Origin of the sequence: Streptomyces sp. NPDC059874 (genome assembly GCF_042731135.1) — a bacterium.
In the GTDB taxonomy this organism is placed as follows: Bacteria; Actinomycetota; Actinomycetes; order Streptomycetales; family Streptomycetaceae; genus Streptomyces.
In genome coordinates, this window is record NZ_JBHWJY010000025.1 from 31,209 (window position 1) to 43,210 (window position 12,002).

Here is a 12,002-nt window from a genome sequence, read left to right on the forward strand (position 1 = left end):
CGGGGGATCGCCCAGAGCAGGCACACCCGAACCCTCACGGTCCGGCGGCCGCGCGCGTGGGCCGGCGGGCCGGGACCGACGTCGCGAGAGCCACCAGGGCCACACCCAACAGCCAGCCGCCGACCACGTCCGAGGCCCAGTGCACCCCCAGGTAGATCCGGGTGAATCCGACCCCGGCCACCGACACCGCGGCCAGCGCCCAAGCGGCCCCGACCCTCGACGCGGCGGTCGGCCGGGGGAGCAGCCACAGCAGCAGCCCGCACACCACCGTCGCCGTCATGGCATGGCCCGACGGATAGGCCGCGTAGTACGCCGAGTCCACCGGGTCCGACCACACCGGCCGCTCCCGGCCCACCAGCGCCTTCAGCCCCTGCTGCACCACCGAGGCGGCCAACGCGGCCAGCCCCACCCGCCACGCGCGCTCCCGATCGCCGAGCCGCCACAGCGCCACGCACGCGACGGCGGCCAGCGCCCGCATGGTCCAGGGGTCCCACACCCAGTCGGTCAGCACCCCCGCCAGCCGGACGACTCCGGGGTGGGCGACGGCGTGGGCGTGCAGATCCCGGGCGACCCGCTCGTCGTAGGACAGCAGCGGCTGCCACGGGCCCACCACCAGCACCGTCAGGACGCCTCCGAGCAGCGCACAGCCGACGCCCGCCCACCGCAAGTGATCGCTCCGCATGCGGGTGATCCTCGCACCGGCACGCGCTCCGGGCGCGGGGGCTCTCAGGCGAGGGCGCTCAGTCCCGGTACGAAAGCGACCAACAGCGGTATCGCCGGGAGCAGTGCGGCCAGCGCCGTGAGCCGCAGCCTGCGGCTCGCCGGCAATCGGGGCTCCGCCGCCAGAAGCCGCCGCACCCGCTGGGGTACGTGCGCGTCGGGGGTCGCGCCGGGCCCGAACGCACCCCGGTCCTCGTTCAGTCCGACGAGCGCCAGCGCCACCGTGAGCCGCCCGTACCGCCGTGAGGCCGAGTCGTCGGCGGCCAGCTCGACGAGGAGGTGCATCTCCGCCTCGAAGGCCGCGAAGACCGGCACCTGCGGGAAACCCCCGGCCAGCGCCCGCGAGCAGTGCAGCAGCCAGTCGTGCCGGGCCGTCGTGTGGCTCTGCTCGTGCGCCAGTACGGCGTCCAGCTGGCTCCCCTTCAGCCGCCCGAGCGCCGCCGTCGTCACCACCAGCCGCGGCGCCGTCCCCGGCAGCCACCACGCGTCCGGCCGCGGACCCTCCAGTACGACGAGCCGCGCGCCCCCGGGGTCCTCCCCGGGCAGCAGCGGGGCACGCACCAGCAGTTCGCTGCCCTGCGCACGCCGCCGGGCCCGCGCCCGCAGTACCTCACGCGTCAGCATCGCCCCCGTCCACAGCGCGCCGCCCGCCAGCGCGAGCGCCGTGCCGGCCGCCCAGGGGCCGCCGGAGGAGCCGAGGGCGTACGCGTCGACCACCCCGCGCGGGGCGGAGGCGAAGAGCCACCCGCGGACCGCCTGCCAGGCGGCCGCCGCGCTCAGCAGCATCGACAGCCCGAAGCACAGGAGCACCGCGCCGACCACGCACTGCCACACCCACAGGGCCACGACCGGTTCGCGCTCGGGCCATCGGGCCCGGGCCAGCAGACGGGGAGCGAGCACCGCGGTCAGGGCGCCGAGCATCAGCAGTGCGGCGGGGACCATCATGGACGTCAGCCTATGAGCCCCGGCTACCTGCGGGTACGGCCTCGGTGCATTGGTGACGCAGGACACGTCCCGCCGCCCCTCACATCGTGAGCAGCATGGCCAACATCCCCATCCCCATGGCCAGTCGGCAGGCCCGGGTCAACTCCGCCGAGCCCGTGGACCCCGAGCCCGGGGACCCCGCAGCGCCCGCAGCCCCCGCAGAACCCGAGGACCGCGCGCCGACCGGGTGCGCGGCCGTGGCGCCCACCGCGATCAGGCGGTTCCCGCCGAGCACCACGTAGCCGGCGTAGTAGAGGAGCAGCACCCCGGTCAGCAGCGGCGGTCCGCCGCCGTGCCCGGACCCGTACCAGGCCGTCAGGGCCATGTAGACCATCGTCAGCGAGCCCACCAGATGGTGGGCGTGGTGCGCCCCGCCCCGCAGCAGCCACACGGCGTGCAGGGCCGTCCCGCAGAACACCAGCCCCAGGACGGGGGCCAGCCGGCCGCCGCCGTGCCCCAGCGGCACCGCCATCAAAGCCATGCCGAAGCCCATCACGGCCTCCCCGGCCGCGGCACCGCCCGATCTCCGCACCCGCCCGAGGCAGTAGGCGCCGCTCACCGCGCACAGCAGCACCAGCAGCCAGGCGGAGACGGAGGCGGAGAGGGACATGGCGGAACCGTGCACGGCACAACCCCCCGTTATTCGGCGCTCGTCGGCGTCACGGAAGAGACGGTCAGGGGAAGAGATGCCCTTCTCACACGGTGCTCACGCGGTCCCGGGATACGCTCTCCATGCCGTACCCGGCATGTCATATGCCACCGCCAAGAACGGAGCCCCCGATGTCGACCGCCAAGCCCGCCGCCCTCAGCTTCCGCAGCGCCGTGGAGGCGGACGTGACCGAGCTGGTGGCGCTCGTCGAGTCGGCGTACCGCGGCGACGCCAGCCGCGGCGGCTGGACCACGGAGGCGGACTACCTGGAGGGGCAGCGGACGGACGCCGACGGAGTCCGCGAGATCATCAACGCCAAGGACGCCACCCTGCTCGTCGTCGAGCGCGCGGCCGACCTCGTCGCCTGCTGCCAGCTCGAACACCGCGGCGACCACGTCTACTTCGGCATGTTCGCCGTCCGCCCGGGGCTCCAGGGCGGCGGCCTCGGCAAGGAGATCCTGGCCGAGGCCGAACGCCGCGCCCGCGAGACGTGGGGCGCCCGGGAGATGAGGATGACGGTGGTGAACGTACGGGAGGAGCTCATCGCCTACTACGTGCGGCGCGGCTACCGGCGCACCGGCGAACTGAGCCCCTTCCCCTACGGTGACGAGCGCTTCGGCGTCCCGCTCCGCGACGACCTGGCCTTCGAGCTGCTGGTCAAGCCGCTGTAGGTGGGCGCGGGCGCCGTACGACGCGCCTCGTCAGGCGGTGAAGCGGCCCGTGCTGCGGATCTCCGGGAAGTCGGTGACCGCGCCGTCCAGCCCGAGGGCCCGCGCGAGCCGCAGGAGGTCCAGGGTGTTGACCTCCCCGCCGATGACCCGCAGCCCGGCCGCGTGCGCCTCCTCGACGGTCTCCAGCGTGAGGCGGCGCACGTTCAGCGAGAGGGTCGTGACGCCGGCCTCCACTGCCCGCGCGAGGACGTCCGCGCCGGGGGAGTCCGTCCACAGGGTGGTCCGTACCCCCGGCGCCAGGCGGGCCGCCTCGGTGAGCAGCGCCGCGTCGGGCGAGGCCACTTCCACCCGCGCGGTCAGGTCGCGGCGCAGCAGCAGATCCGCGAGCACCCCGACGGCGGCCTGGTCCCGCACGAACACCTGGAGCGGGGCCCGGACCGCGTCCAGGACCTCCTCGAAGACCGGCACGTGTTCACCCTGCCCGGCATCGAGCTCGCGCAGTTCGGCCAGGGTCAGGTCGGCGACGGCCCCCGAACCGTCGGTGGTCCGGTCCACCTCGGGGTCGTGCAGGGCGACGAGGGCGCCGTCCTTGCTCAGTCGCAGATCGAGGGCGATGACGTCCATGCCGGAACGTTCCGCTCGGAGATAGGACCGCAGGGTGTTCTCCGGTTCGACACCCATGACCCCGCGGTGACCGATGGTGAGGAAAGTCAAGGTTCTCTCGCTTCCGTCGACGGCGGCTCCCCGCGCGGTCGCGGTGTCCCGACCGGCCGCGCGCGATGAGGACGCATGCTAGTGCGCCCCGGGTGCGATGGGACCGCCCGTGCAGCGCCCCGAAACGGGCCCGCGGGCCGCTTCCCACAGGGGTCGTACGGTTCCGCGCGGCCGGAGTCGGTGCCGTCGCGTCACCCGGGCGTGGGCGCGTCCGCGTCGGCTTGACGACGTGCCGCCCCGGCGGCGTCGAGTTCCGCCAGGTCGGCGAGCAGGGCCTCGGCCAGGTCCAGTTCCGCCAGGTGCTGCCGCTCGCTCCAGCGCAGGGCGAGCGCGGGGAACGCCCATTCCGGTACGTCGGCCGCGTGCTCCATGGCCTCGCGTACGGCGGCCAGTTCGCCCCGGGTGCGCTCCATGTGCTCGCCGACCATCGCGCGCAGCCGCTCCGGCTCGGCCAGGTGACCGAGCCAGACCCGCAGCAGCAGCCCGTGCTTGAGCACCGGCGGCCCGGCCTCGGCGGTGTCGGCCGCCCACCCGGCGAGGGCTTCGCGGCCCGCGTCGGTGATGGCGTAGCGCCGCTTGGCCCGCGCCTCCTCGGGCCCCGAGCGCGCGGAGGACACGTACCCCAGGTCCTCCAGACGGCGCAGTTCCGCGTAGATCTGGCTGATCGCCGGTGACCAGTAGAAGAAGCGCAGGGAGGAGTCCGCCCACTTCTTCAGCTCGTAACCGGTCCGCTCGCCCGGAAAGGAAAGGAGGCCCAGTACGGCCCACGCGGTCGGTGGCAGCTCTTGCTTCTTCGGCTCATGACTACTAGTCATATTCCGAATTGAAGTGAGGCCAGGCACCGGACGCAACCCTGGAGGCACAGTGAAATTCTCCGTCATCTTCGAGGCTCAGCTTGCGGACCCGACGGTGGAGCGGGAGCACCAGGTCATCCGCGACTGCGTCGAGCAGGCCGTGCTCGCCGAGCGCATGGGCTTCGACCGGATCTGGGCCGTGGAGCACCACTCCTTGAAGTGGTACGCGCACATGAGTGCTCCCGAGATCTTCCTGACCTGGGTCGCGGCCAGGACGAACACCATACGCATCGGGCACGGCGTCGTGTGCATGCCCTTCAACTTCAACCACCCGGTGCGGGTCGCCGAGCGGGCCGCCATGCTCGACCTGCTCTCCGGCGGGCGGCTCGACCTCGGGGCCGGGCGCGGGGGCACCGAGCAGGAGACCTCGCTGTGCGGGGTGGACCGGGACCGCACCACGGCGGAGGTCGAGGAGGCCCTGCGGATCATCGGCAAGGCCTGGCAGGAGGAGGAGCTGGAGTACCACGGCGAGCTGATCGACATCGACCCGCACCCGATCCTGCCGCGGCCCCGGCAGACGCCGCATCCGCCGCTGTTCCTCGCGTGCAGCCGGGGCGAGACCCTCGTGCAGGCCGCCGAGCTGGGGATAGGGGCGCTGGTGATGGGCTTCGCCGGACCCGAGTCGATCGCGGGGATGCGGTCCGTGTACGACGCCGCGATCGCCGGGCGGGACGGCAGCCGGTTCGTGTCCACCGTGGTGAACGACCACTTCTCCGTGCTCTGCCCGACCATCGTGCTCGACGACCGGGAGGAGGCGCGGCGGATCGGCATCCGGGGGCAGCGGTTCTTCGCCCAGTCCATCGGCCACTGGTACGGCGGGGCCGGCATCCCGGACGAGGCCGTGGTCGCGGGCGCCGACGAGGCCGCGGAGATGCGCAGGGCCGCCGAGCAGGTGGTGGCCCGGCTGCACGAGCTGGACATCCCCGTACGGCCCACCTCCACCGCCACCTTCAACGCCGACCACGCCTACGGGAGCGCCGACGACGCCATCGCGTACGTGGAACGGCTCAGGGAGGCGGGTGCCGACGAGATCATGTGCCTGATCCAGATGGGCACGGTGGAGCAGGAGGCCTGCCTGGAGACCCTGCGCCAGTGGGGCGAGAAGGTCATCCCGCACTTCCGGGGGGCGTGATGACCGAGCCCGTCTCCGACCGCCCCGACCCGGCCGTGAGCTTCGATCCCGCCGCGCGTCTCGACCGGACCGCCCGCCCCGGCCCGGCCGCCCGCCTCGATCCCGCCGCCCGGCCCTACCTCGACGCCCTCACCGGCGCGTTCCCCGACCTCGGCGGGCGCGTCACCGACGCCGACGAGGCGCGGCGGATCCTCGCGGCCGCGCCGCGCCCGCCGGCGGCGCGGCCCCGGGTCGGAGCCGTGGAGGACCGGACGGTCCCGGGCCCGCCGGGGGCCCCGCCGATCCCCGTACGGATCTACCTGCCCGACCCGGAGCAGTGGCCCGGGCCCCGCCCGACCGTGGTGTTCTGCCACGGCGGCGGCTGGGTGCTCGGCGACCTCGACACCCACGACACCACCGCCCGCACCATCTCCCGCGCGGCCGGCGCCGCCGTGGTCTCCGTGGACTACCGGCGGGCACCCGAGCACCGCTTCCCGGCCGCCGTGGAGGACGCCCACGCGGCCCTGTGCTGGGCGGGCAGCCACCTCGACGAGCTGGGAGGGGCCCCCGAGGCCCTGGTCGTCGCCGGTGACAGCTCGGGCGGCAACCTCGCCGCCGCCTCGCTGCTGATGGCCCGGGACCACCGGCGGTACAGGGGACCGGCCGTCGCTCTCCAGGTGCTGGTCTACCCCGCGCTGGACGCCGCCCAGGACAGCGCCTCGTACCGGTCCGACGCCGAGGGCTGCTTCCTGACCGCCGCGCACATGCGCTGGTTCTGGGCGCAGTACCTCGGGCCGGACGGCCGCCCGGAGCATCCGCTGGCCTCTCCGCTCCGCGCCGACCTGGCGGGTCTGCCGCCCGCCCACGTGGTCGTCGCCGGGTGCGATCCGCTGCGGGACGACGGGGCGGCGTACCACCGCCGGCTGAACGAGAGCGGAATCACTTCGGTTCTCGACGCCCGTCCCGGGCTCTTCCACGGCTTCCTCGCGCTCGCCGGAGTGCTGCCAGAGGCCCGCGAGGCGGTGGAGCGCCTGGGCGGAGCCATCCGTTCCACCCTTTCAGACCGGAAGACTTCCGGTGAAGCGGGGGGTGGCGCAGGATAATTTCCCGCTTTACCTCTTGAACGGGAGAGCCTCATATGCATACGCTGCCTTAACGTGAGGTTCTCCTGTGGAGGAAGTGACATGACGGAAACTCTTGTGCCGGGCATCGGCGGGGCCGTAATAACCGCCGGGGCGCGGGTGGTCGACCACCCTGCGTGGCCCGAGCTCAAGGCCGCCGTGGAGGAGATCCGCCCCTGGCAGGCCAAGGACGGTTCGATCGACTTCGAGGTCGAGGGCGCACCCGCCCAGCACACGGCCGAGGCTGCCGTCGGGCGCGTGATCCGCGCCGTCGAGGAACTCTCCCCGCTGCTTCCGCACGCCACGGCCTACCACGAGGCGCTGGTCAGCGACCTGCGCAAGTGGGCCGCGGGCGGCTTCGAGGTGCCCGACTTCCTCGACTCCCTGCTGGCCTTCCACCCGGCCGCCGAGCGCGCCGACGGTCTCCAGCACCTCGTCGTCTTCCCGATGTACACGCAGAACGGCAACCCGGACCGCAATCTGGAGGCCGTCGCGCTCAAGATGGTGTGGCCCGAGTGGCTCTCCGAGCTGGAGCGCACCCGGTACGACAACCCGCTCTTCCTCGGCATCACGTTCGAGGACTTCACCGCGGGCTACGACACGCACTCCGCCGTGCTCTTCCCGGAGACCATCGCCGTGCGCGAGGCCCCCGAGCGCTTCACCTGGGGCGGCATCTTCTGTGACCGCGAGGCCGCGCGCTTCCGCAAGGTCACCACGGCCGCCGTCGACATCCTCGGCGTCGAGCTGCCCGCCGACATCGCCGCCATGGTCACCGACCAGGAGCGCTGCGAGAAGGCGTTCGTCCTGTGGGACATGGTCCACGACCGCACCCACAGCCACGGCGACCTGCCGTTCGACCCCTTCATGATCAAGCAGCGCCAGCCGTTCTGGATGTACGGCCTGGAGGAGCTGCGCTGTGACCTCACCGCCTTCAAGGAGGCCGTGAAGCTGGAGTCCGAGGGCAACGAGCACGGCCGTGACGTGCAGTACGCCGTCCTCTTCGACCGGATGTTCCGCTTCCCCGTCTCCGGCGACCGCAACCGCAACTACGACGGGCTCGGCGGCCAGCTGCTCTTCGCGTACCTCCACAAGCACGACGTCGTGCGCTGGACGGACAACACGCTGAAGATCGACTGGATGCGCGCCCCGCAGGTCACCAACCAGCTGTGCGCCGAGATCGAGGAGCTCTACCGGGCCGGCATCGACCGCCCGAAGCTCGTCCACTGGTTCAAGGCGTACGAGCTGGTCTCGACGTACCTCGCCCCGCACCCGGGCTCCAAGTGGGCCAAGGGCCCCGACGCCCTCGACCTGACGCAGCCGCCGCGCAAGCTCGTGGACGACGTGCTTCCGGACGAGTTTCCGCTGAGCATGTTCTTTGAGGCGCTCGCCAAGAAGCTCAAGGGAGTGATCGCCTCCACGAAGGGGATTCGCCGGGACACTTCAGGTTTCGAGTTCGAGATCGCCAAGACCAAGTAATCCTGACGAAGGCCCCCGCAATTCGGATGCGGGGGCCTTCGTCATGCCCGCAGCCGGCTACTACCGCAGGCCGTACCCTCGATGCATGGCTGAACACCTGGGGGATCGGCTCGCACGCCTCCGCAGACTGGCCGACCAAACGCAAGAGGGTCTGGCTGGCCTGTCCGGCGTCTCTGTCGACGTGATCAAGAAGCTGGAGCAGAAGCGCAAGCACTCGGCGCGGCTCCCCACCATCCATGCTCTCGCGAAGGGCCTCGGCGTCGAGCTGACCGCCCTCCTCGGGGACCCTCCCGGCGTGCCGTCTACCGGGGACGCTGATCCGCCCGAGCTGGTCGCTCTGCGCCGTGCCGTGATGCCTCCGATGTTCGCCCCGCCCCCGGAGCCGAGCGATACCGAGCGCCTGACCATCCCGCTCCTCCGCAAGGAGTTGGCGGCCGGATGGACCCTGTACCACGCAGCCAAGTTCGGTGAGCTCATGACGGTGCTCCCCGGCATCGTCGCCGACGCCCGCTTCATCGCCTCCGTAGGCACCGGAGACAGCCGCGCGGCCGGCCAGGCGGCTCTCGGCAAGGCCCTTCAGCTCGCCGGACACCTCGCGATCCGCCTGGGCAAGACGGACCTCGCCCTGTCCGCGCTGGAGCGCGCGATGAACGCGGCCGAACAGTCCTCCGACCCCCTGCTCGGCTCCATGGTCAGCAACTCGGTCGCCTGGAACTACCAGCGTCAGAACCGCCTCGACGACGCCACCAACCTGGCTGTCTACGCCGCCGACAAGGTCGACCGAGAGCAGAGCGACACTGCGGAGAAGGTGCGGGTGTGGGGCGGGCTCGTAATGTCCGCCGCAACGTCTGCGGCACGGTCTGGGGACTACGAGACAGCCAAGGACATGATGACGACGGCCGAGGACGCGACCAAGAAGCTCGCCAAGCTTCCGCCGCCAGTCGACGGCAAGCTGGTGTCCGTCTTCAGCCGCTCCTCGGTCAGGATCGAGCGGGTACGCCTCGCCGTGCAGCATGCGCGGCCCGAGGAAGCTCTGGACCTGGCCAAGGGGGTGCGCCTGAGTACCGACACGCCCCCGTCCTGGCGCACGTGGATGCTCCTCGACGTAGCGCGGGCCTACACCGACCTGGGGGACGCTGAGGGGGCCGTGAAGGCCCTCACGAGGCTCAATGAGGTGGCCCCTGGGTGGATGCGCCACCACACCCACGCCGTCTCGATCGTGGGCGATCTGTGGGCCGGCGCGGCACGCCCGCCGGGCCTTCGGAAGCTCGCCAGGGCTCTCGGGGTGACCGCGTAAGGCCGAAAAAGGGGGACGTTCCGTCCCTGTAGTCACCCCTTGCGCCGGAGGAGCCTTGCTCTCACGGACGACACGAGGGGTTGACGGTCATGTCGGATGAGCGAGAGTTCCTGTCCCTGGCGATGCAGGTGTTCGGTCAGGACGGCAGGCTGATCATGTTCAAGGACTCCGAGGACCCTTTCGACAAGGAGAGAGCCCAAGTGGCCCTCCAGTACGCCGAACCGTTCGAGGAGCCGATCACCCCGCTCCGGAAGCGGCTGGCAGAGGTCAACGCGCGGAGCCGTGGCAACGTCCTGTAATGGCTCGCACGGACCCTCGGGCGAGCGGCGACTTGTGCGGTACCTGCGTCGACCATCGCACGATCTGGTGTCCGGACTGCTACGGCTTCGCGGGATGCCAGACGTGCGGGAAGACCTGCCGGGTCGCGTGCCCTCAGTGCGCGGGAGGCGAGTTGGCGCCCATCAGGAGCTACCGCTGACCGAGGCGAGTTGAAAAGCCCACCCAAGACCCCCGCCCCTGGCGATGTCAGGCAAGACCGGCCAGGGGCGGGGGTCGCATCTCCATCACCGACAGAGACGGGAGCAAGAGTAATGGCGAACTTGTACGAACGTGAGGTCTCAGGCCCGTACGCCTCCTTCTGTGGAGGCGGGACGGACAACGACGGGAACATGGAGTCGTGCATCACCCTCGCGGAGCTCGCAGGGGGCGGCTACTCCCTGGGTGACAGCAAGCCGGAAGGGCAGGGGCGGGAGCTGCGGATGAGCGCTGCGGAGATCACCGACTTCGCGAAGGGGTGGCTCTCCAAGGCCGGCCAGGAACTCTGACGCCCCCGGGGCCCGCGTCGCACAAGCGGCGTGGGCCCCTTCCTCGTTTGATTGAGCAAGGAGTGCCTGATGCCGCTTGCCGACTTGGTCGACGACGTTCCGCAGATCCTGGAGAAGTGGCCCGAGAAGCCGATTCTTTTCCGTCGGGATCCGAAGAGCTTACGGAGTCTGCTGTCCATCGACGAGGTCAACAGTCTCGTCGACAACGAGTGCATCGCTGCCCGCAATGTCGTCTTGATCAAGGACGGCACGGTGTTGGAGCGGCACGTCTACATCGATCGCGAGATGCCTCGCCGAGGTGCGGTCCGCGCGCACCTGGAAGATGGTGGCACCATCTCCGTCCGCCAGCTCCAGACAGTCAAGCCATCCCTGAGTGTCCTTCAGCGCGAGATCCAGCAGGAAACGGGCTGCCTGGTGCACGTGAACGCGTACATGACGCCCGCCGGGGCGCAGGGACTCAAGTACCACTACGACCCGTATGTGACGCTGATCGTTCAGCTCGCGGGACGGAAGACGTGGCCCCTGCACCCGCCGTTCGTCGAGAACCCCGTGACCGAGTACGGCAACTTCCTGGAGCGCGGCTTCACGAACGAGGAACGGCACTTTCTGGCCAACACGGCGCCGGAGCAGTCGTTCACTCTTGAGCCCGGTGACGTGTTCTGGCTTCCCCGCGGTTACGTCCACTCGCCCTACACCGAGGGCGACGAGACCTCCCTTCACCTGACCTTCGCCCTGAAGGAACGGACCTACCACTGGCTCGCCGAGCGCATGGCCGAGGAGATCCTGGCGCAAGCCCTCGCAGACCCGGCACTCAGGGCCGAAATCTCGCCCGCCGATCTCCTCAAGTCCCCGAGCTCCGCCATCAAGTGGATGCAGGAATACCTGGTCGGGGCACTCCTCCTCCAGCAGCCCGAAGAAGTGGCCGAACTCGCACGGAAGGCAGCGACGAGTGTCGTCTGACGGAACCACCCAGCAGGACTACGCTGCGGGCGTGACGCAGCACTGGCACGCCTTCGCGTATACCGGCCGCTCCTACCCGGACGCGTTGATCCGCCGTCGAGAGGTGCCAGCGAACTACCCGCCGATCGAGATCAAGCACTGGCTCGACAGGCCGGCCAGCCAGGTTGTGGACACGTTCCGAGACATCGAGTCGGCCGTGTCTTGGCTCGAAGGCGAGCTGACACAGAACCCCGCGGCGGACGAGGAACACTTCTCAGTGGTGGACCGCCTCGAATACTCGCGGGAGACCTTGGGCCTCAAGGCCGGCAACGACGTGGTCTACGGGTACTACTCCAAGGCGCAGCAGTACGTCTCGCGGGCTCTCATCGCCTGCCCGCGAGGGGAAACGCGGAGCTGCCCTTACGGGAGCGCGTAGCGCCCTCGCCAGACACGCAAAGACCCCCGGGCATGTGCGCCCGGGGGTCTTTGTAGTGCTTCAGCCGTTCAGCTTCTTCTGGAGCTTGAGCTGTTCCTTCATGAGCTTGGTCTGCTTCTTCATCTGCTTCTTCGTCGCCTTGGTGTAGGCGGCGGTGCGCTCCTTGTCAGACCGGAAGTCGACGGCGCCAAGCGTGCTCACAGACA

General features: G+C 70.8%; 15 protein-coding genes. 9 read left to right on the forward strand and 6 right to left on the reverse strand.

Annotation, left to right across the window (positions count from 1 at the left end):
- Window positions 1–34 precede the first annotated feature (34 nt).
- The 3 genes from ACFV9H_RS16665 to ACFV9H_RS16675 form a co-directional block, all read right to left on the reverse strand.
- The gene (locus tag ACFV9H_RS16665) at window positions 35–682 is read right to left on the reverse strand and encodes a phosphatase PAP2 family protein (RefSeq protein ID WP_385398379.1); all 648 of its coding nucleotides are present in this window, start codon (window positions 680–682) and stop codon (window positions 35–37) included.
- Window positions 683–726: 44 nt separating this feature from the next.
- Entirely contained in the window at window positions 727–1,665 is a 939-nt protein-coding gene (locus tag ACFV9H_RS16670) for a M56 family metallopeptidase (RefSeq protein ID WP_385398381.1), read from the reverse strand.
- A gap of 79 nt (window positions 1,666–1,744) precedes the next feature.
- Window positions 1,745–2,314: a DUF5134 domain-containing protein gene (locus ACFV9H_RS16675; protein ID WP_385398383.1), complete on the reverse strand. Its 570-nt coding sequence runs from the start codon at window positions 2,312–2,314 to the stop codon at window positions 1,745–1,747.
- Window positions 2,315–2,484: 170 nt separating this feature from the next.
- Here ACFV9H_RS16675 and ACFV9H_RS16680 point away from each other — a divergent pair, with 170 nt between their 5' ends.
- Window positions 2,485–3,024, forward strand: coding sequence for a GNAT family N-acetyltransferase (locus ACFV9H_RS16680; protein WP_385398385.1), 540 nt, complete (start codon window positions 2,485–2,487; stop codon window positions 3,022–3,024).
- Window positions 3,025–3,054: 30 nt separating this feature from the next.
- On the opposite strand, the gene ACFV9H_RS16685 is transcribed toward ACFV9H_RS16680, so the two are convergent.
- Window positions 3,055–3,738, reverse strand: a complete 684-nt coding sequence (locus tag ACFV9H_RS16685) for a glycerophosphodiester phosphodiesterase (protein ID WP_385398387.1) — start codon at window positions 3,736–3,738, stop codon at window positions 3,055–3,057.
- A 191-nt stretch (window positions 3,739–3,929) separates the two neighbouring features.
- Complete coding sequence (locus tag ACFV9H_RS16690; RefSeq protein ID WP_385398389.1) at window positions 3,930–4,553, reverse strand: PadR family transcriptional regulator; 624 nt, start codon at window positions 4,551–4,553, stop codon at window positions 3,930–3,932.
- A gap of 49 nt (window positions 4,554–4,602) precedes the next feature.
- On the opposite strand from ACFV9H_RS16690, the gene ACFV9H_RS16695 reads away from it, so the two are divergent.
- The 8 genes from ACFV9H_RS16695 to ACFV9H_RS16730 all read left to right on the forward strand — a co-directional run bounded on the left by ACFV9H_RS16695 (window position 4,603) and on the right by ACFV9H_RS16730 (window position 11,796).
- The gene (locus tag ACFV9H_RS16695) at window positions 4,603–5,724 is read left to right on the forward strand and encodes an LLM class flavin-dependent oxidoreductase (protein ID WP_385398391.1); all 1,122 of its coding nucleotides are present in this window, start codon (window positions 4,603–4,605) and stop codon (window positions 5,722–5,724) included.
- Window positions 5,724–6,806, forward strand: a complete 1,083-nt coding sequence (locus ACFV9H_RS16700) for an alpha/beta hydrolase (protein WP_385398393.1) — start codon at window positions 5,724–5,726, stop codon at window positions 6,804–6,806. The genes ACFV9H_RS16695 and ACFV9H_RS16700 overlap by 1 nt, the downstream gene beginning before the upstream one ends.
- A gap of 81 nt (window positions 6,807–6,887) precedes the next feature.
- Window positions 6,888–8,300 carry a DUF6421 family protein gene (locus tag ACFV9H_RS16705; RefSeq protein WP_385398395.1) on the forward strand — a complete coding sequence of 471 codons (1,413 nt, stop codon included), beginning with the start codon at window positions 6,888–6,890 and terminating at the stop codon, window positions 8,298–8,300.
- An 85-nt stretch (window positions 8,301–8,385) separates the two neighbouring features.
- Window positions 8,386–9,597: a helix-turn-helix domain-containing protein gene (locus tag ACFV9H_RS16710; protein ID WP_385398397.1), complete on the forward strand. Its 1,212-nt coding sequence runs from the start codon at window positions 8,386–8,388 to the stop codon at window positions 9,595–9,597.
- Window positions 9,598–9,686: 89 nt separating this feature from the next.
- The gene (locus tag ACFV9H_RS16715; RefSeq protein WP_385398399.1) at window positions 9,687–9,896 is read left to right on the forward strand and encodes a hypothetical protein; all 210 of its coding nucleotides are present in this window, start codon (window positions 9,687–9,689) and stop codon (window positions 9,894–9,896) included.
- A 291-nt stretch (window positions 9,897–10,187) separates the two neighbouring features.
- The gene (locus ACFV9H_RS16720; RefSeq protein WP_385398401.1) at window positions 10,188–10,421 is read left to right on the forward strand and encodes a DUF397 domain-containing protein; all 234 of its coding nucleotides are present in this window, start codon (window positions 10,188–10,190) and stop codon (window positions 10,419–10,421) included.
- Between the two features lie 69 nt (window positions 10,422–10,490).
- Window positions 10,491–11,381 carry a JmjC domain-containing protein gene (locus ACFV9H_RS16725; protein WP_385398403.1) on the forward strand — a complete coding sequence of 297 codons (891 nt, stop codon included), beginning with the start codon at window positions 10,491–10,493 and terminating at the stop codon, window positions 11,379–11,381.
- A gap of 31 nt (window positions 11,382–11,412) precedes the next feature.
- Window positions 11,413–11,796 carry a hypothetical protein gene (locus ACFV9H_RS16730; RefSeq protein ID WP_385398405.1) on the forward strand — a complete coding sequence of 128 codons (384 nt, stop codon included), beginning with the start codon at window positions 11,413–11,415 and terminating at the stop codon, window positions 11,794–11,796.
- Between the two features lie 60 nt (window positions 11,797–11,856).
- On the opposite strand, the gene ACFV9H_RS16735 is transcribed toward ACFV9H_RS16730, so the two are convergent.
- Window positions 11,857–11,997, reverse strand: a complete 141-nt coding sequence (locus tag ACFV9H_RS16735; protein ID WP_385398407.1) for a hypothetical protein — start codon at window positions 11,995–11,997, stop codon at window positions 11,857–11,859.
- Between the last annotated feature and the right edge of the window lie 5 nt (window positions 11,998–12,002).

Coding starts and splice junctions, on each gene's coding strand:
- ACFV9H_RS16665 (WP_385398379.1), bottom strand. CDS start 682: ATGCGGAGCGATCACTTGCGGTGGGCGGGCGTCGGCTGTGCGCTGCTC.
- ACFV9H_RS16670 (WP_385398381.1), bottom strand. CDS start 1,665: ATGATGGTCCCCGCCGCACTGCTGATGCTCGGCGCCCTGACCGCGGTG.
- ACFV9H_RS16675 (WP_385398383.1), bottom strand. CDS start 2,314: ATGTCCCTCTCCGCCTCCGTCTCCGCCTGGCTGCTGGTGCTGCTGTGC.
- ACFV9H_RS16680 (WP_385398385.1), top strand. CDS start 2,485: ATGTCGACCGCCAAGCCCGCCGCCCTCAGCTTCCGCAGCGCCGTGGAG.
- ACFV9H_RS16690 (WP_385398389.1), bottom strand. CDS start 4,553: ATGACTAGTAGTCATGAGCCGAAGAAGCAAGAGCTGCCACCGACCGCG.
- ACFV9H_RS16700 (WP_385398393.1), top strand. CDS start 5,724: ATGACCGAGCCCGTCTCCGACCGCCCCGACCCGGCCGTGAGCTTCGAT.
- ACFV9H_RS16705 (WP_385398395.1), top strand. CDS start 6,888: ATGACGGAAACTCTTGTGCCGGGCATCGGCGGGGCCGTAATAACCGCC.
- ACFV9H_RS16710 (WP_385398397.1), top strand. CDS start 8,386: ATGGCTGAACACCTGGGGGATCGGCTCGCACGCCTCCGCAGACTGGCC.
- ACFV9H_RS16715 (WP_385398399.1), top strand. CDS start 9,687: ATGTCGGATGAGCGAGAGTTCCTGTCCCTGGCGATGCAGGTGTTCGGT.
- ACFV9H_RS16720 (WP_385398401.1), top strand. CDS start 10,188: ATGGCGAACTTGTACGAACGTGAGGTCTCAGGCCCGTACGCCTCCTTC.
- ACFV9H_RS16725 (WP_385398403.1), top strand. CDS start 10,491: ATGCCGCTTGCCGACTTGGTCGACGACGTTCCGCAGATCCTGGAGAAG.